A 17,413-nucleotide genomic window follows, 5' to 3' on the forward strand; every position below is an offset into this window, starting at 1 on the left:
TTACTCCGCCGCCTCCTGCGCGGCGTGACGGCCCTCCCCCGCAACATCCTCGGGCAGGGACCAGAGCAGGTCGTGCTTGGTCAGCGGGCGGCCGTCATGGCTCATCACCTGCACCGGTGCGATGCGGCGGCGGTCGCGCGCGTCCACCAGCACCGGCGTTGCCGGCTCGCCGGTCTCCCAGCGTTCGCCCCATTGCCGCAGCGCCACCATCGTCGGCAGCAGCGCGAAGCCCTTCTCGGTCAGGCGATACTCCACCTTGCGCCGGTCGTCGTCGCAGGTCTGGCGGGCGAGGATGCCGTGATCGACCAGCCGCGCCAGCCGGTTGGCGAGGATGTTGCGCGCGATCCCCAGCTCCGACTGGAACTCCTCGAAATGATAGAGGCCGTTGAACGACGCACGCAGGATGAGGAAGGACCAGCGCTCGCCCATCGCCTCCAGCGCGGCCGGGAGGCTGCATTGATTTGCCAGCTGACGAAGCGGCTCTCGCAGTCCGTTATGACCCATGACCGATGAACCTACTCCAATTTCCCTTGCCGACAAACCGCTTAAGTTGCGGCGGCGCAGCACCAGTTTTCGATTGCAACTTAAAACCTAATCAGATAAGTAGCGATTCGCAACCTTTGTTGCGCCTACCCCAGGGAGAACCGCCATGATCCGCCTCGCCCCGCTCGCCGCCGCCGCGCTGTCGCTCGCGGCGTTCATGCCTTCGGCCGCGCTCGCCCAGTCGGGCGGCCACTACGCCGCAACCGCCGTCGATGCGCCGAAAAAGACCAGCTTCGTCACCCAGAACACCATCTGGAAGTGCAAGGACGGCGTCTGCATCGCGCCCAAGACCTCGACCCAGGACAAGGTGATGTGCGAGCGCGCCGTGCAGCGCATCGGCACGCTCTCGGCGTTCAGCGTCGGCGGTTCGGCGTTCGACGCGGAGGCGCTCGCCGCCTGCAACGCGCGCGCCAGGTAAGTCACACCAAAGCCACACCCGAGCGGGCATCGGCATCGCCGGTGCCCGCTTCGCATTGAAACTTATTGCAAAGCAGCAGTCCGCCGCACCATCTTGAGACCGTGCTGCGTCAATATGAACTGGTCGATCGGGTCCTTGGCTACGATCCTGAAGCGGATGAAGCGCTTCTCAACCGCGCTTACGTCTTCTCGATGCACGCGCATGGCAGCCAGAAGCGCGCCTCGGGTGATCCCTATTTCAGCCACCCGATCGAAGTCGCCGGCATCCTGACCGACCTGCATCTCGACGACGAGACGATCGCCACCGCGATCCTCCACGACACGATCGAGGACACCGTCGCCACCCCCGACGAGATCCTCGCCAAGTTCGGGCCCAGCGTCGCGCGGCTGGTCGACGGGGTCACAAAGCTGTCGAAGATCGAGGCGCAGACCGAGAACGAGCGCGCCGCGGAGAATCTCCGCAAATTCCTGCTCGCCATGTCGGACGACATCCGCGTGCTGCTGGTCAAGCTCGCCGACCGGCTGCACAACATGCGCACGCTGCATCACATCCCGAAGCCCGACAAGCGCCGCCGCATCGCCCGCGAGACGATGGACATCTATGCCCCGCTCGCCGAGCGGATCGGCATGTACGAGTTCATGAACGAGATGCAGACGCTGGCCTTCCAGCAGCTCGAGCCGGAAGCCTATGAGTCAATCACCAAGCGGCTCGAGGCGCTCAAGGTCGAGGGCGAGGACCGCATCTCGAAGATCGGCTCGGGCCTCAAGCTGCTGCTCTCGCGCGGCGGGATCGAGGCCGAGGTGTCGGGGCGCGAGAAGCACCCCTATTCGATCTGGAAGAAGATGTCGGAGCGGCACGTCAGCTTCGAGCAGCTCTCCGACATCATGGCGTTCCGCGCGATCGTCGGGAGCGAGGAGGAATGCTATCGCGCGCTCGGCATCATCCATCGTCGCTGGCCGATGGTCCCGGGGCGGTTCAAGGACTATATCTCGACCCCCAAGCGCAACGGCTATCGCTCGCTCCACACCAGCATCATCCATGCCGGCGACACCCGCGTCGAGATCCAGATCCGCACGCGCGAGATGCACGCCCAGGCCGAGTACGGCCTCGCCGCGCACTGGGCCTACAAGCAGGACAATGTCCGCCCCGACACACAGGTGCGCTGGATCCAGGACCTGGTCGAGATCCTCGAGACCGCCGAGAGCCCCGAGGAGCTGCTCGAGCATACGCGGATGGCGATGTACCAGGATCGGATCTTCGCCTTCACGCCCAAGGGCGAGCTGATCCAGCTGCCCAAGGGCGCGACGCCGATCGACTTCGCCTATGCCGTCCACACCGATCTCGGCGACCAGTCGGTCGGCGCCAAGATCAACGGCCGCGTCGTTCCGCTGCGCACCGAGATCGCGCAGGGCGACCAGGTCGCGATCCTGCGCTCCAAGGCGCAGCGGCCGCAGGAGAACTGGCTCAACTTCGCGATCACCGGCAAGGCGCGCGCCGCGATCCGGCGGCACCTGCGCCACAAGGAGCGCGACGAGACGATCGCGCTCGGCCGCAAGCTCTATGACGACATCGTCCGCCGCCTGCCCGTGCCGATCGGCGAGGAGGCGCTCGGCGCCGCGCTCACCCGCCTCAAGCTCGACGATGCCGATGCGCTCATGGAGGCGATCGCGCGGCAGAAGTTCACCGACGCGCAGGTGATGGAAGCGCTGATGCCGGGTTCGACCGAGGGCGACGCACCCGCCCTGCCCGCCGCGCGCGAGCCGATCTCGATCAAGGGCCTGACCCCCGGCGTCACCTTCACCCTCGCGCCCTGCTGCCACCCGATCCCCGGCGACCGCATCGTCGGGGTGCGCCAGCCCGACGCGCCGATCGAGGTCCACCAGATCAGCTGCCCCAAGCTCGATGATGTCGAGGACAGCGACTGGATCGACATCGGCTGGGGCGACAAGGCCGAGGGCGGCACCGCGCGCATCGCGGTCACGCTCAAGAACGAGCCCGGCGCGCTCGGTGCGGTCGCGACCTTGCTCGGCCAGCACAAGGCGAACATCCTCAACATCCGCTTCGACACGCGCGACACGACCTTCCACACCAACATGATCGACCTCGAGGTGCGCGACGCCGCGCATCTCATGAAGCTGGTCGCCGCGCTCCGCGCCGCCGATGCGGTGAGCTCGGCGGAGCGGGTGTGATTAGTTCAATCCTCCCCCGCCAGGGGGAGGTGGCAGGCGTAGCCTGACGGAGGGGGAGGGTTCCAGAACGCACGTTGGAAGTCCCCCTCCGTCGCCTTCGGCCGCCTCCGCCGCCGGAGGGAGATTTTTCCACGGGCCCACATAATTCGACCAACAGCGTTGCAATGTTGGAATTGATTTGCTTGCCTCTCCGGATGCGCTTGCGCCCACCCGCACCGGCCTCCTTCCGCTCCCGGCCGACCGGGGGGCGCAGGCGCGGGAAGCAGGCTCGATAGTGTCAAGCTAGTGTAAACTTCCGCGCTCCCGGCGGCTTGCCCGGCGCTCGACCACGCCCTGAAAGGAACGCTCTTGGACCGCCGTACCTTCCTCGCCGCCGGCACCGCGACCGCGGCGCTCGCTGCCTCTCCTGCCGTTGCGCGCACGCTTCAGGCGGCCGCGCCCCGGCCGGGCCCGGGCGATGCCGGGCTCAACGCGATCTTCGACGGGCTGCTCAAGGACATGATCCAGCGCGCGCCCGAACTCGCGACCTCGATCGGCTTCGACAAGGGCCCGGGTGCCGCGCTCAAGCGCCAGCTCACCGACCGCTCGCCCGAAGCCAAGGCCAGGGCCCAGGCCGACACCAAGGCCTATCTCGGCAAGATCGAGGCGGTCGATCCCGCGACGCTCTCCGACTCCTCGAAGCTCGACCGCGAGATCGTGATCTATTCCCTTAACAGCCAGCTGCTGCCGCGCGACAAGTTCCAGATCGATTCGGTGATGCGCCCCTTCGCGATCTTCCAGCAGGGCGGCGTCTATTTCTCGATGCCCGACTTCCTCAACACGACGCACACGATCGCCACCAGGGAGGATGCCGAAGCGCTGCTGTCGCGGCTCGAGCAGGTCGGCCAGGCGCTCGACTACAACACGCAGGAGCAGGCCGAGCTCGGCAAGCGCGGCGTGGTCGCGCCCGATTTCTCGCTCGACCTCACGATCGAGCAGATGGGCAAGCTGCGCGCTCCCGCCCCGATCGACAACACCATCGCCAGGTCGCTTGTCCAGCGCACCGCCGCCAAGGGGATCGCCGGCGACTGGGGCGCCCGCGCGGCGAAGATCATCGAGGGTTCGGTCTATCCCGCGCTCGACCGCCAGCTCGCGCTGATCAGGCAGCAGCGCGCCACGGCCCGCACCTCCGCGGGCGTGTGGGACGTGCCGCAGGGCGATGCGATCTACGCCGCGGCGCTGGCGCAGGCGACCACCACCAACTTCTCGCCCGACGAGGTCCACAAGATCGGGCTCGAGGAAGTCGCCGAGATCAGCGCGCAGCTCGACACGATCCTCAAGGCGCAGGGCCTGACCCAGGGCAGCGTCGGCGCGCGGCTGACCGCGCTCAACCAGCGGCCCGACCAGCTCTATCCCGACACCGCCGCGGGCCGCGCCGAGCTGCTCAAGTCGCTCAATGCCGACAATGAGAAGGTGGCGAAGCTCCTGCCCAGGATGTTCATCAATCCGACCGACGCGCCGCTCGAGATCCGCGCGGTGCCGGTCGAGATCCAGGACGGCGCGTCGAACGGCTATTACAACCGCGCCGCGCTCGACGGCTCGCGCCCGGCAATCTACTTCATCAACCTCAAGAGCGTGGCCGACTGGCCCAAATTCTCGCTGCCCTCGCTGACCTATCACGAGGGGCTGTCCGGCCATCACCTGCAGATCAGCACCTCGCAGCAGGCCGAGGGGCCGATGATCCGCAAGTTCAGCTTCTTCGGTGCCTATACCGAGGGCTGGGCGCTCTATGCCGAGCAGGTCGCCGACGAGCTCGGCGCCTATGCCAACGACCTCGAGCGCGCCGGCTATCTCCAGTCCTTCTTGTTCCGCGCCGCGCGGCTGGTGATCGACACCGGCATCCACGCCAAGAAATGGACTCGCGAGCAGGCCACCGATTACATGGTCGACACCGTCGGCTTCGCCCGCCCGCGCTCGCAGCGTGAGATCGAGCGCTACTGCACCCAGCCCGGCCAGGCGTGCAGCTACAAGATCGGCCACACCAGCTGGGTGCGCGCGCGCAAGAGGGCGCAGGAGATCGCCGGGTCGAAGTTCGACTTGAAGCAGTTCCACGAGGTGATCCGCCGCGGCGCCACGCCGCTCACGATCCTCGAGCGCCTGGTCGAGGAGGACGCGCGGCGGATGGCGGCGGGCTGATAATTACCGCCCGCCCAGCCGCAGGCTCAGCGAGGCGCCGTCAATTGCGCGGCGGCGCATGCGTGCAAATCCGCATGACGTTTCGATGGCGCCGCGCTAAAGCCGCTCGTCATGCAACGTCCCAAGCTTTCGGTCGTCGTGCCGTGCTACAATGAGGAAGGCTGTCTCGAGCTGCTGCACGGCCGCGTCTCGGCCGCCGTGCGCGCCGCGGTCGGCGACGATTACGAGATCGTGCTGGTCAATGACGGTTCGCGCGACGGCAGCTGGGCGGTGATGCAGCGCCTCGCCGCCGCCGATCCGCGGCTCGTCGCGATCAACCTGTCGCGCAACCACGGCCACCAGCTCGCGCTCACCGCCGGGCTCGACCTGTGCGCGGGCGAAGAGATCCTGATCATCGACGCCGACCTGCAGGACCCGCCCGAGCTGCTCACCGAGATGCGCGCGACGATGCGCGAGCAGGGCGCCGACGTCGTCTACGCCGTGCGCCGCAAGCGCGAGGGCGAGACCTTCTTCAAGAAGGTCACCGCCGCCTTCTTCTACCGCATGCTCGACCGCATCACCGACACGCCGATCCCGCTCGACACGGGCGATTTCCGGCTGATGACGCGGCGCGCGCTCGACGCCTTCCTGTCGCTGCCCGAGCAGGCGCGCTTCATCCGCGGCATGGTCGCCTGGGTCGGATTCCGCCAGGTGCCGTTCGTCTATGACCGGCATGAGCGGCACGCCGGCGAGACCAAATACCCGCTCGCCAAGATGATCCGCTTCGCGCTCGACGCGGTGACCGGCTTCTCGACCGCGCCGCTGCGCTTCGCCAGCCATGCGGGCTTGGCGCTCACCGGCCTGTCGGCGCTGCTGTTCCTCTACATCGTCATCGGCTGGCTGCTGGGCAATGCGGTGCAGGGCTGGACCTCGACGATGCTCGTCGTCGTCTTCCTCGGCGCGGTGCAGATGTTCGTGCTGGGCATGATCGGCGAGTATCTCGGCCGGCTCTACGTCGAATCGAAGCGGCGCCCGCTCTACCTCGTCGCCGATGTCGCCGGGCCGGTGAAGGGCCATGCCTCGCTCGGCTATCGCTTCGCCGATTCGGGCGAGGTCACCGTCTCGCCGCACGCGCCGGCGCGCGCCGGCCTGTCCGACGCCGTGGCGCCCGTCATGCCGCATGCTCCCGCCAAAGCGCCGCGCCGCAAGGCCGAGCCGCCGACCCTGCTCTGAAACACGCGCTCGCCCTTCTCGCGCTCACGCTCGCCGCGCCGCTGTCGGCGCAGCAGACGCCGCCGCTCCAGGCCCGCGTCGAGGCCGAGCTCGCCAAGGCCGCGGCCGGGACTCGGTTCGGCCTGGTCGTGACCGACGCGCAGGGCCGCGAGATCGTCGCGGTCAACCCCGACCAGCGCTTCATCCCGGCATCGAACACCAAGATCGTCACCACCGCGGCGGCGTTCGCCACCCTGCCCATGCTCGACCGGCCCGACGTGTCGGGCGGCGCCGCCGTGCGGCTCGACGGACGCGACGTGGTCCTCACCGGCCGGGGCGATGCGCGCCTCTCCAGCGCGCCCGGCTGCACGGCCAACTGCCTGTCGCAGCTCGCCGACGCCATCGCGGCGAGGACGAAGCGCGTGCGCAACGTCACCGGCGACGCGACGCTGTTCCCCGACGAGCGCTGGAGCGCGGGGATGAGCTGGAACAACATCCCCAGCCCCTATGGCACTGCCCTCGGCGTGCTGACGCTCGACGACAACGAGCTGCTCGCGACTGCCACGCCGGGGAAGGAGGGCGCGGTGCCGGGCGTTGTCCATCCCGGCTATCTCGCGATCGACAATCGCGCCGTCACCGTGGCCGCGGGCGGCACGACCGACCTCAATATCGACCGGCTGCCCTTCGACCGGACGATCCGCCTGACCGGCACCATCGCCGCCGACGCCAAGCCGCAGCGGATCCGCATGGGGATCGACGACCCTGCCCACTATGCCGCCTGGAGGCTCGCCGCGCTGCTGCGCGAACGCGGGGTCAGGGTTACGGGCGAGATCGGGTCGCGCTATCGCCCGATGGGCCCCGGCGACGATCCGCGCCAGCGCGCCGGAACGCCCCCGCTCCGGATCGGATTCGGCGCGCAGCTCGCCACGCTCACCCCGCCGCCGCTGCTCGACGACATCCGCACGATCAACAAGGACAGCCAGAACCTTCACGCCGAGCTGCTGCTCCGCCGCACCGGGCTGGCGCGCGGCACCGGCTCGGTCGCCGACGGACAGGTCGAGGTCGAGGCGATGTTCGCCAGGGCCGGCGTGCCGCGCACCGCCTGGGACTTTTCCGACGGGTCGGGCATGTCGACCTACAACCGCATCGCGCCGCGCGGGATGGTCAAGCTGCTCGGCTGGATCGCCGCCCAGCCGTGGGGCGCGGCGTGGCGCGAGACGCTGCCGATCGGCGGAGTCGACGGCACCCTCGCCCGGCGGTTCAAGGGCACGATCCTCGAGGGCCGCATCTTCGCCAAGACCGGGACGATCAACGCCACCAACGCGCTCGCCGGCTACATGACCGCGAAGAGCGGGAGGACGCTGACGTTCGCGGCCTATGCCAACGACGTGCCCTCCGGCACCGCCGCCACGCCGGCGATGGACGCGGCGCTGGTGGCGATCGCGGAGGCGAACTAGCCCTTCGGCTGCGCCAGCACGATCAGCGACAGGCCCGGCGGCAGCGGCACCCGGCCGACCAGGTGCCGTTCGAGCCCGAAGATCTTCTCGAACAGCGCGTTGATCGGCTTGGCCGGCGGCGAATCGTCGCTGTCGTCCTTGCCGGTGAGCTTGCCCGCCAGCCGCGCCGCGACCGCCGCGGGGAACAGCAGCGAGTTGAACCAGCCGAGCTTGCGCCATTTGAGCCCGGCGCGCTCGAGCGCCGCGGTCAACGTCGCCTTGGAATAGCGGCGCTTGTGGTGGTTCACCACATCGTGCGCGCTCCACATCCATTGATGCGCGGGCACGGTGATCAGGATCGTGCCGCCGGGCTTGAGCCGCTTGGCCATCGCCTGGAGCGCCGCCACGTCGTCCTCGATATGCTCGACGACGTCGAGCACGGCGATCAAGTCGTACTGCCCCTCGGCCACGCCCGTCAGCTCGGGCAGCGGCGAGCTGCCGACTTCCTTGCCAAGCCGCTTGCTGGCGATGCCCCGGGCCGCGGGATCGATCTCGATCGCATCGACCTCGCCGAACGCGCCGAGCATGGGGAGGTTGTGTCCGGTGCCGCAGCCGATCTCGAGGATGCGCGCGCCCTCGGGCGGGTTCACCTCGCGCGCGATGAAGTCGGCGAGGATGTCGCGGCGCGCCACATACCACCAATGGGTGGAATCATGCTCGGCCATGCGGTCGTAGACGATGCGGTCCATAACTTATCCAAACACCCATTGCCGATTGAGAGCGAAAGTCGCGAGCGGCGTGATCGTGACGATCGGGATCAGCGGTACCCAGTCGGGATAGTGCAGCAGGTCCGCCAGCACCCAGGTGAACAGCGCGTTGAGCAGCAGGCCGAAGCCCTGCACGATCAGGAACTTGAGGTGCTGGCGCCCGCTATTGTCGCGGCTGCCATGTCCCTTGAAGCTCCACATCGAGTGCATGAAGAAGCCGCACGTCACCGCCACCGCGAAGGCGAAGGGGACGGCGGCGACCGCCAGGTTCGGGAACACCCAGGTGACCAGCGGCATATAGACCGCGGCGTAGATGAGCGTCGACATCACCCCCGCCATGCCGAAGCGCACGAGCTGTCCCAGCACGCCGCTGCGCCGCAATTCACCGATTCTGTGGATGATCGCCGTCACGCCTGCCTTGCCCTGAAGCCGGGCGCCGCACTAATGCCCATCCAACGACAGGGGAAGCGGTTTTGGAATCGAAGCGATTTTCGGGCTTTGACCTCGAGCGGGAGCTGTCGGTCCACTGGCTGCGCTGGACGCTGCTCGCCTGGGGCGTGATCGCGGGCTGGTATCTGTGGAACCGGTGGGGCCAGATCAACGGGCTCGCGCTCGGCGACACCGACGACAACATGCGGCTGATGCAGGTGCGCGCGCTCCTCGACGGGCAGGGCTGGTACGATCTGCGCCAGTATCGCCTGAGCCCGCCGGGCGGCCTCGACATCCACTGGTCGCGGCTGGTCGACCTGCCGATCGCGGCGCTGATCCTGATCTTCAAGCCATTCATGGGCACGCCGATGGCCGAGCGGCTGGCGTGCGGCATCGCGCCGCTGTTCCCGCTCGGCGTGACGATGGCGGCGCTGGGCCTCACCGTCCGCCGCCTGATCGCGCCCGCCGCCTGGCCGCTGGCGATCATCATCCTGATGGGCTGCACCGCGACGATGCTGATGTTCGTGCCGCTGCGCATCGATCATCATGGCTGGCAGCTCGCCTGTCTCGCGCTCACCGTCGCCGGGCTCGCCGATCCCCGCCGAGCGCGCGGCGGGCTGACGGTCGGCCTGTCGAGTGCCGCCTCGCTGACGATCGGGCTCGAGCTGCTCCCCTATTGCGCGATCGCCGGCGCGATCGTGACGTTGCGCTGGGTGTGGGACGGCGGCGAGGTGCGGCGGATACAGGCCTATGCGCTGAGCCTGGCGGGCGGGAGCACGCTCGGCTTCGCGGTCTTCGCCTCCAACGCCAACTACGCGATGCGCTGCGATGCGCTGACCCCGGTGTGGCTCTCGGTGACGATCGCCTCGGGCATGCTGCTGTTCGCCCTCAGCCTGCTCAACCCGGCGAGCCGCGCGGCGCGCCTCGGCCTCGCCGCGGTCGCCGGCGCGGCGATCGCGGGCGGGTTCGCCGGGCTGTTCCCGCAATGCCTGTCGCGGCCCGAGGGCGTCTCGGACGAGCTCTACAACACCTGGCTCAACAATGTCCGCGAGGCGCGGCCGATCTACAAGCACAGCTTCGCCATGGGCTTCCCGATCGCCGTTTTACCGGTGATCGGCATCATCGGCGCGGCGGTAGCGGCGATGCGCGCGCGGACCGCCGACCAGCTCGTCGCCTGGGTCGCGATCGGGCTGTTCACCGCCTTCGCCGGCGCGATGCTGCTGTGGCAGATCCGCGCGGGACCGGCGGCGCAGTTGCTCGCCGTGCCCGGTGCGACCGCGCTCGCCTGGATCGTCGTGCCGTGGTTCCTCGGTCACAAATGGATGCCGGTGCGCATCCTCGGCTCGGCCGCGGCGTTCCTGCTCGTTTCGGGCCTGTTCGCCGGCTTCGTCGTCAAATATGTCAAGGTCGACACGCCGAAGCCCAACCGCGCAGTGGTCGCCCGTGCCAATGCGCGCTGCATGAGCGCCGCGGGCATGTCGCTGCTCGACCGTAGCCTGCCTCCTTCGACCCTGTTCACCCATGTCGATCTAGGCCCGCGGCTGATCGTGATGACGCATCACAAGGGCATCGCCGGCCCCTATCACCGCAACGAGCGCGCGATCCTCGACGTGCACCACGCCTTCACCGGCAAGCCCGAAGCGTTCCGGCCGATCGCCCGCCGCTATGGCGCGCAGTACCTGCTGGTCTGTCCCAACATGGCCGAGAGCACGGTGTATCGCGCCCGCGAGCCCAATGGCTTCTACGGCCAGCTCGCCAAGGGCAAGGTGCCCGCCTGGCTCGAGCCGGTGCGGCTGCCCAGGAAAGCGCCCTACAGGCTGTGGCGAATCCGTTACGATCGCCGTTAGAGCCCGAAGCTGCGCTTCACCCCGTCGATCACGAACTGGATCGCCAGTGCCGCGAGCAGCACCCCGAGCAGGCGGGTAATGACCGATTCGATCTTGGCGCCGAGCAACCGCATCAGCGGCCCCGCGGCGAGCAGCGCGACCAGCGTGAGGACCAGCACCAGCGCGAGCGCGCCGAACACCGCGGCGGTCTCGCCCGCCCCTTCGGCGCGCGACACCAGCAGCATCACGGTGGCGATCGAGCCGGGACCGGCGATCATCGGCATGCCCATCGGGAAAACCGAGACGTCCTCGACCTCGGGCGTCTCCATGATCTTGGTCGCGCGGTCCTCGCGCCGCTCCTGGCGCTTCTCGAACACCATCTCGAGCGCGATCAGGAACAGCATGATCCCGCCCGCGATGCGGAAGGCATTGAGGCTGATGCCGAGCGTCTTGAGCAGCGCTTCGCCGACCAGCGCGAAGACGAGCAGGATCGCGCTGGCGATCAGCACCGCGCGGATCGCCATGCCGCGCTGCTGCACCGGCGTCGCGCCCTTGGTCAGCCCGGCATAGATCGGCGCGCAGCCCGGCGGGTCGATCACCACGAACAGCGTGGCGAAGGCGGAGACGAACAGCTCGATCATGCGCGCTCCGCGAGCTTGCGCTCCCAGGCGAGGGCGTCGGTGACGATCCGGTCGAGATCGTCATGCTTGGGGCGCCAGGGCAGCGCCTCGAGGATCGCGCGATTGTCCGACACCAGTTCGTCGGGATCGCCGGCGCGGCGGCCCTCCAGGCGGCGCTCGATCTTGACGTTGGTCACGCGGTCGACCGCGTCGAGCACTTCGAGCACCGAATAGCCGCGGCCATAGCCGGCGTTGAGGAAATGGCTCCTGCCCGGTTCGGCGATCAGCAGGTCGAGCGCATCGACATGCGCGGCGGCGAGATCGCTGACATGGATATAGTCGCGCACGCCGGTGCCGTCGCGCGTCGCGAAATCGGTGCCGAAGACCGAGACGCCGTCGCGCTTGCCCGTCGCCGCCTCGACCGCGACCTTGATCAGGTGAGTCGCGCCCGCGGTGCTCTGGCCCGAACGGCCCTGCGGGTCGGCGCCGGCCACGTTGAAATAGCGCAACGCCGCGAAGTTGAGCGGATGCGCCGCGGCGACGTCGCGCAGCATGTGCTCGGTCATCAGCTTCGACATGCCGTAGGGATTGATCGGCAACTGCGGCGACGTCTCGCGCACCGGGACTTCCTCCGGAATGCCATAGGTCGCGGCGGTCGAGGAGAAGATGAAGTGGCGCACGCCCTCGCGCACCGCGCTCTCGATCAGGCTGCGCGACGCCGCAGTGTTGTTGCGGTAATATTTGAGCGGGTCGCTGACCGATTCCGGGACGACCACCGATCCCGCGAAATGCATGACCGCGACGACGCCGTGCTCGCGGATCGCGGCGCGGACCTTGTCGTCGTCGGCGACGTTGGCGACGACCAGCGCCGCACGCGGATCGACCGCCCAGTCGAAGCCGGTGACGAGATTGTCGACCACCACCACGCGCCAGCCCGCGTCGAGCAGCGCGAGCACGGCGTGGCTCCCGATATAGCCCGCCCCGCCCGTCACCATCACCGCGCCGTCACGCATAAAGCTCGTCCTCTTGGAGGGAAGCGGCACCGGCCCGCTCCCCCACCCGGCCACCCACGCCAGTATATCTTGATGGGTGGCCGGGTGAGGGAGCGGGCCGGTGCCGCCCTGTTTCAGCTCAGCTGAAACAGATACTAGTTGCACGCGATGCTCAACCCTATCTTGGGCGGCGTAGCAAGGAGTTGAGGCGAATGACTACCGAAACCGCAATCTTCGCGGGCGGCTGCTTCTGGTGCGTGGAAGCCGTGTTCAAGGACCTGATCGGCGTCGAGAGCGTCGAGAGCGGCTATATCGGCGGGCATGTCGACAACCCGACCTACAAGGCGGTGTGCGGCGGCGATACCGGCCACGCCGAGGCGCTCAAGGTTACGTTCGACCCCGCGCAGATCCGTTACGACGACCTGCTCGACATCTTCTTCGCAACGCACGACCCGACCCAGCTCAACCGCCAGGGCAACGATGTCGGCACGCAATACCGTTCGGCGATCTTCCCGCAGTCCCCCGAGCAGGAGGAAGCGGCGAAGGCCGGGATCGAACGCAACGCCAGCGAGTGGCCGGCGCCGATCGTGACCACGATCGAGGCCAACGACACCTGGTGGCCGGCCGAGGCCTACCACCAGGATTATTGGGAGGGCGAAGGCCAGCGCAATCCCTATTGCCTGGCGGTGATTCCGCCCAAGCTCAACAAGCTTCGCAAGAGCTTCGCCAACCGGATCAAGGAGGGGGCGGCGGCCTGACGGGACCGTCACCCCGGCGAAAGCCGGGGTCCCCGCCACAAGCTCTGCGCTTGCCGCACGAGATCCCAGCTTCCGCCGGGATGACGATGATCGTTATTCCTCCGCGGCCGGAAGCGGCGCGCCCTCGACCGGCGGCCGCTTGGCGGCTTCGGCGCCGAGCATCTTGTAGACCAGCCCGCCGATGATCCCGCCGACGATCGGTGCGACCCAGAACAGCCAGAGCTGCTGGATCGCCCACCCGCCCACCACCAGCGCCGGGCCGGTGCTGCGCGCCGGGTTGACCGAGGTGTTGGTGACCGGGATCGAGATGAGATGGATCAGCGTCAGCGCGAGGCCGATCGCGATCGGCGCAAAGCCCGCGGGCGCGCGGCTGTCGGTCGATCCCATGATGATCAGCAGGAACATCGCGGTCAACACGACCTCGATCGTCAGCGCCGCGCCCATGCTGAACTTGCCTGGCGAATGGTCGCCGAAGCCGTTCGCCGCGAGCCCGCCGGCGAGGTCGTAGCCGCCCGGCGCGCCGTTCGCGATGCAGTAGAGCAGCCACGCCGCGACAGCCGCGCCGATCACCTGCGCGATCACGTAGAGCGGGATGTCCTTGCCCGCGAAGCGTCCGCCCGCCCACAGGCCGAGCGTCACCGCCGGATTGAGGTGGCAGCCCGAGATATGCCCGATCGAATAGGCCATGGTCAGCACCGTCAGGCCGAAGGCGAGCGATACGCCGAGCAGCCCGATCCCGACATCCGGAAACGCCGCCGCCAGCACCGCGCTGCCGCAACCGCCGAAGACCAGCCAGAAGGTGCCGATCAATTCCGCGAGTCCCCGTTGCACATTGGTCATCATGCTTCTCCCACTCTCGTGTTCGAACACAGGCCCGGTACGCGGCGAGGAGGAGACTAGGACTCGTTGCGCGGGTGTAAAGGCCTAGCGATGCGCGGCACGGCGCAAGCGGTCGTTGATCGCGACGCCGATTCCCTCGTCGGATATCGGGGCGACGGCGATTGCCGCGCGGTCCGACTCATCGGCGCGGTGGAGCGCGTCGAACAGCTTCGCCGCCGCTTCGAGCAAGTCGCCTTTGGCGGAGAGCGTGTCATCGCCCGCCACTGGGCCGAAGCCGATCAGCCACTCGTCGGCGCAGCGCTCGGTCGCGTCGAGCCGTACCGGCTTGACGGGGGCGTAGTGACTGGCGAGCTGACCCGGCGCCTCGATCTTCTCGCTCCCGCCAGCCAGCCAGCGACCGATCTCACGCTCGATCGCCTCGGCCGGGACCAGGCCCGGACGCAGCAGCCGGGGCGATCCGCCCAGCGCGACGATGGTCGATTCGATCCCGCCGCTGGTCGGCCCGTCATCGACGATCAGCGCGATGCGGCCGCCGAGGCTGCCGTCGACGTGAGCGGCGCGCGTCGGGCTGATCGTGCCGCTGGCATTGGCCGAGGGTGCAGCGAGCGGCTTGCCCGAGGCGGCGAGCAGCGCCTGCATCGCGCGATGCTGCGGCACGCGGATCGCGACGGTGTCGAGGCCCGCGGTGACCAACCCGGCGATCGCGGCGTCCGGGCGGAGCGGCAGCACCAGCGTAAGCGGGCCCGGCCAGAACGCATCGGCCAGCGCGCGCGCATCGCGATCGAACAGCGCAACCCGTTCCGCCGCCTGACGATCGGCGACGTGGACGATCAGCGGGTTGAACGAGGGACGGCCCTTGGCGGCGTAGATGCCGGCCACCGCCTCGCGATTCGTCGCGTCGGCGGCGAGGCCGTAGACCGTCTCGGTCGGCACCGCGACGCATCCGCCCGCGGCGATCAACGCCGCCGCCTCGGCAATCGCCGCCTCGCCGTAGGGTAAGGCTCGGGTCTCGATCGGCGGATTTGGAGCGGCCATATCCGCTGGCTATAGCGAGGGAAAAATGACGGCAAGAGAGGACCGATGAGCTTCACCCCCGCCACCGCCGAGCAGCGCTTCGTGCTGGAGCATATCGCCGGCATTTCCGACCTGTCCGAAGCCGCGACGCCCGACCTGGTCGATGCCGTGCTGGAGGGCGCGGGCGCGTTCGCGGCAGGCGAATGGGCGCCGCTCGACCGCGTCGGCGACACCGTCGGCGCCAAGTGGACGCCCGAGGGCGTGAAGATGCCCGAAGGCTTCGCCGCGGCGTACAAGGCCTATGTCGCGGGCGGCTGGGGCACGATCGGCTCGCCCGAGGCGTATGGTGGCCAGGGCTTGCCGTTCACGCTGGCGACGGCGGTGCTGGAAACGCTGGGCACCGCGAACATGGGTTTCGCGCTCTGCCCGATGCTCAATGTCGGCGCGATCGAATCGCTGGTGCATCATGGCACGCCCGAGCAGCAGGACCTTTGGTTGCCCCGGCTCGCCACTGGCGAGTGGACCGGCACGATGAACCTGACAGAGCCGCAAGCGGGTAGCGACGTCGGTGCGCTCAAGACCCGCGCCGAGCCGCGCGCGGACGGCAAATGGTCGATCACCGGCACCAAGATCTTCATCAGCTTCGGCGACCACGACATGGCGGACAATATCGTCCACCTCGTCCTCGCCCGCACGCCCGACGCGCCGCCGGGGACCAAGGGCATCTCGCTGTTCCTCGTCCCGAAATACCGCCTGGATGCCGACGGCAGTCCGGACGCGTTCAACGACGTCCGCGTCGTCTCGATCGAGCATAAGATGGGGATCCATGCCTCGCCGACCTGCGTCCTCTCGTTCGGCGACAATGGTGATTGCGTCGGCGAGCTGATCGGACCCGAGCTCGGCGGCATGCGCGCGATGTTCACGATGATGAACAATGCGCGGCTCAATGTCGGGCTGCAGGGCGTGCAGGTCGCCGAGCGCGCGACTCAGCGCGCCGTCGCCTATGCCCGCGAGCGCATCCAGTCGGCGCGGGCGGGCGCAGGCCGCGAGCCCGTGGCGATCATCGAGCACCCCGACGTCCGCCGCATGCTGCTGCGGATGAAGGCGCAGACGATGGCCGCGCGGGCGCTGGTCTATCTGGCGGCGTCGATGGTCGATCGCGCCAATGCTGGCGACGCCGCGGCAAAGGCAAGGCTCGAGCTGCTCACCCCGCTCGCCAAGGCGCACGGCACCGATCTCGGCAACGAGGTCGCCAGCCTCGGCATCCAGGTGCATGGCGGCATGGGCTATATCGAGGAGACCGGCGCCGCCCAGCATTTCCGCGACGCGCGCATCACGCCGATCTATGAGGGGACCAACGGCATCCAGGCCGCCGATCTGGTCGGCCGCAAGCTCAGCATGGACAATGGCGGGACGCTGCTGGCGCTGACCGCACAGATGCGCGGCGAGGTGCAAGACGTCGGGCTGGCAGCGCTGATCGATGGATGCGAGGAGGTGGGGCGCCACATGCTGGCGAGCGAGATCGACGATCGCCTCGCCGGCTCCTATCCGTTCCTGACGATGCTGTCGGTCGCGGTGTGCGGCTGGCTGATGGAGAAGCAGGGCGGCATCGCGGCGAGCGCCGAGGGCGACCCGGCGTTCCTCGCGATGAAGCGGGCGGCGGCGCGCTTCTATGTCGAGCAGATCGTGCCCGAGGCGCTGGGGCTGAAAGCGGCGGCGCTGGCGAAAGCGGAGGTGCTCTATGTGGTTCAGGCGGAAATCTTTGCCGCTTAGCCCCTCGTTCGAACTAGGCGACGCGCCGCTGGAGCGATTACGCCGCTGGTTTGAACGGGAAGATGTCTCGACCGCGCCCGCAAGTGCAGAGCAGATCGCGCGGCTCGAAGCGCGCTATCAGGTCCGCCTGCCCGATGATTTCCGTGCCTATCTCGCTGCGATTGCCCCGGCAGTCGAGCAAATGGATGACGAATGCGGCACTTGGTGGCCAGTCGCTCGCATCAAAAATGTACCGGAGGAGTATAAATGGGGTGATCCTGCACTGACCAAGTACCTGTTCTTTGCCGATCATCTGATCTGGAGTTGGGCATGGGCCATCGCGTGCACCGATGATAAGAACCGTGGCCGCGTCCTGATCGTAGGCGGCGGCGACCGCTTCGTCGCTGACAGCTTCGACGAGTTCGTCGACAAATATCTGACCGACAACCGTTCGGTTTACTGA

Annotated in this window: 16 protein-coding genes; 9 read left to right on the forward strand and 7 right to left on the reverse strand. The window is 68.3% G+C overall.

The features are described 5' to 3' along the window. Entirely contained in the window at positions 1 to 504 is a 504-nt protein-coding gene (locus ABDV68_RS05215; RefSeq protein WP_343518621.1) for a helix-turn-helix domain-containing protein, read from the reverse strand. A 145-nt stretch (positions 505 to 649) separates the two neighbouring features. On the opposite strand from ABDV68_RS05215, the gene ABDV68_RS05220 reads away from it, so the two are divergent. From ABDV68_RS05220 to dacB, 5 genes are all read left to right on the forward strand, one after another. Next, positions 650 to 961, forward strand: coding sequence for a hypothetical protein (locus ABDV68_RS05220; RefSeq protein WP_343518622.1), 312 nt, complete (start codon positions 650 to 652; stop codon positions 959 to 961). 101 nt (positions 962 to 1,062) lie between these two features. Beyond that, entirely contained in the window at positions 1,063 to 3,150 is a 2,088-nt protein-coding gene (locus tag ABDV68_RS05225; protein ID WP_343518623.1) for a bifunctional (p)ppGpp synthetase/guanosine-3',5'-bis(diphosphate) 3'-pyrophosphohydrolase, read from the forward strand. A 348-nt stretch (positions 3,151 to 3,498) separates the two neighbouring features. After that, complete coding sequence (locus ABDV68_RS05230; RefSeq protein WP_343518624.1) at positions 3,499 to 5,325, forward strand: DUF885 family protein; 1,827 nt, start codon at positions 3,499 to 3,501, stop codon at positions 5,323 to 5,325. A gap of 111 nt (positions 5,326 to 5,436) precedes the next feature. Continuing rightward, complete coding sequence (locus ABDV68_RS05235) at positions 5,437 to 6,537, forward strand: glycosyltransferase family 2 protein (protein ID WP_343518625.1); 1,101 nt, start codon at positions 5,437 to 5,439, stop codon at positions 6,535 to 6,537. A 41-nt stretch (positions 6,538 to 6,578) separates the two neighbouring features. Next, a complete protein-coding gene (dacB, locus tag ABDV68_RS05240) occupies positions 6,579 to 7,973 on the forward strand; it encodes a D-alanyl-D-alanine carboxypeptidase/D-alanyl-D-alanine-endopeptidase (protein WP_343518658.1) in 1,395 nt (464 codons plus the stop codon). On the opposite strand, the gene ABDV68_RS05245 is transcribed toward dacB, so the two are convergent. Continuing rightward, positions 7,970 to 8,701, reverse strand: a complete 732-nt coding sequence (locus ABDV68_RS05245) for a class I SAM-dependent methyltransferase (protein WP_343518626.1) — start codon at positions 8,699 to 8,701, stop codon at positions 7,970 to 7,972. The two genes, dacB and ABDV68_RS05245, sit on opposite strands and share 4 nt — an antisense overlap. 3 nt (positions 8,702 to 8,704) lie before the next feature. Further along, complete coding sequence (locus ABDV68_RS05250) at positions 8,705 to 9,085, reverse strand: GtrA family protein (protein ID WP_343518627.1); 381 nt, start codon at positions 9,083 to 9,085, stop codon at positions 8,705 to 8,707. Between the two features lie 107 nt (positions 9,086 to 9,192). Between ABDV68_RS05250 and ABDV68_RS05255 the strand changes: the two genes are divergently transcribed. Next, positions 9,193 to 10,995 (forward strand): AcrB/AcrD/AcrF family protein, encoded by a 1,803-nt coding sequence (locus ABDV68_RS05255; RefSeq protein WP_343518629.1) that lies wholly within the window; start codon positions 9,193 to 9,195, stop codon positions 10,993 to 10,995. On the opposite strand, the gene ABDV68_RS05260 is transcribed toward ABDV68_RS05255, so the two are convergent. After that, complete coding sequence (locus ABDV68_RS05260; RefSeq protein ID WP_343518630.1) at positions 10,992 to 11,615, reverse strand: MarC family protein; 624 nt, start codon at positions 11,613 to 11,615, stop codon at positions 10,992 to 10,994. The genes ABDV68_RS05255 and ABDV68_RS05260 overlap by 4 nt on opposite strands. Further along, complete coding sequence (gene galE, locus ABDV68_RS05265) at positions 11,612 to 12,607, reverse strand: UDP-glucose 4-epimerase GalE (RefSeq protein WP_343518631.1); 996 nt, start codon at positions 12,605 to 12,607, stop codon at positions 11,612 to 11,614. Before galE ends, ABDV68_RS05260 begins: the two co-directional genes overlap by 4 nt. 191 nt (positions 12,608 to 12,798) lie before the next feature. Here galE and msrA point away from each other — a divergent pair, with 191 nt between their 5' ends. Then, entirely contained in the window at positions 12,799 to 13,344 is a 546-nt protein-coding gene (gene msrA / locus ABDV68_RS05270) for a peptide-methionine (S)-S-oxide reductase MsrA (RefSeq protein ID WP_343518632.1), read from the forward strand. Positions 13,345 to 13,437: 93 nt separating this feature from the next. Here the strand turns inward: msrA and aqpZ are convergent, their stop codons facing one another. Together aqpZ and ABDV68_RS05280 are read right to left on the reverse strand one after the other, a co-directional pair. After that, positions 13,438 to 14,184, reverse strand: coding sequence for an aquaporin Z (gene aqpZ, locus ABDV68_RS05275; RefSeq protein ID WP_343518634.1), 747 nt, complete (start codon positions 14,182 to 14,184; stop codon positions 13,438 to 13,440). An 84-nt stretch (positions 14,185 to 14,268) separates the two neighbouring features. Next, on the reverse strand, positions 14,269 to 15,219 hold the full coding sequence (locus ABDV68_RS05280) for an L-threonylcarbamoyladenylate synthase (protein ID WP_343518635.1): 951 nt from the start codon (positions 15,217 to 15,219) through the stop codon (positions 14,269 to 14,271). A 45-nt stretch (positions 15,220 to 15,264) separates the two neighbouring features. Here ABDV68_RS05280 and ABDV68_RS05285 point away from each other — a divergent pair, with 45 nt between their 5' ends. Together ABDV68_RS05285 and ABDV68_RS05290 are read left to right on the forward strand one after the other, a co-directional pair. Further along, positions 15,265 to 16,971, forward strand: coding sequence for an acyl-CoA dehydrogenase (locus ABDV68_RS05285; protein WP_343518636.1), 1,707 nt, complete (start codon positions 15,265 to 15,267; stop codon positions 16,969 to 16,971). Then, positions 16,961 to 17,413, forward strand: coding sequence for an SMI1/KNR4 family protein (locus ABDV68_RS05290; RefSeq protein WP_343518637.1), 453 nt, complete (start codon positions 16,961 to 16,963; stop codon positions 17,411 to 17,413). Before ABDV68_RS05285 ends, ABDV68_RS05290 begins: the two co-directional genes overlap by 11 nt.

Source organism: Sphingomonas sp. (assembly GCF_039595165.1).
Taxonomy (GTDB): Bacteria; Pseudomonadota; Alphaproteobacteria; order Sphingomonadales; family Sphingomonadaceae; genus Sphingomonas.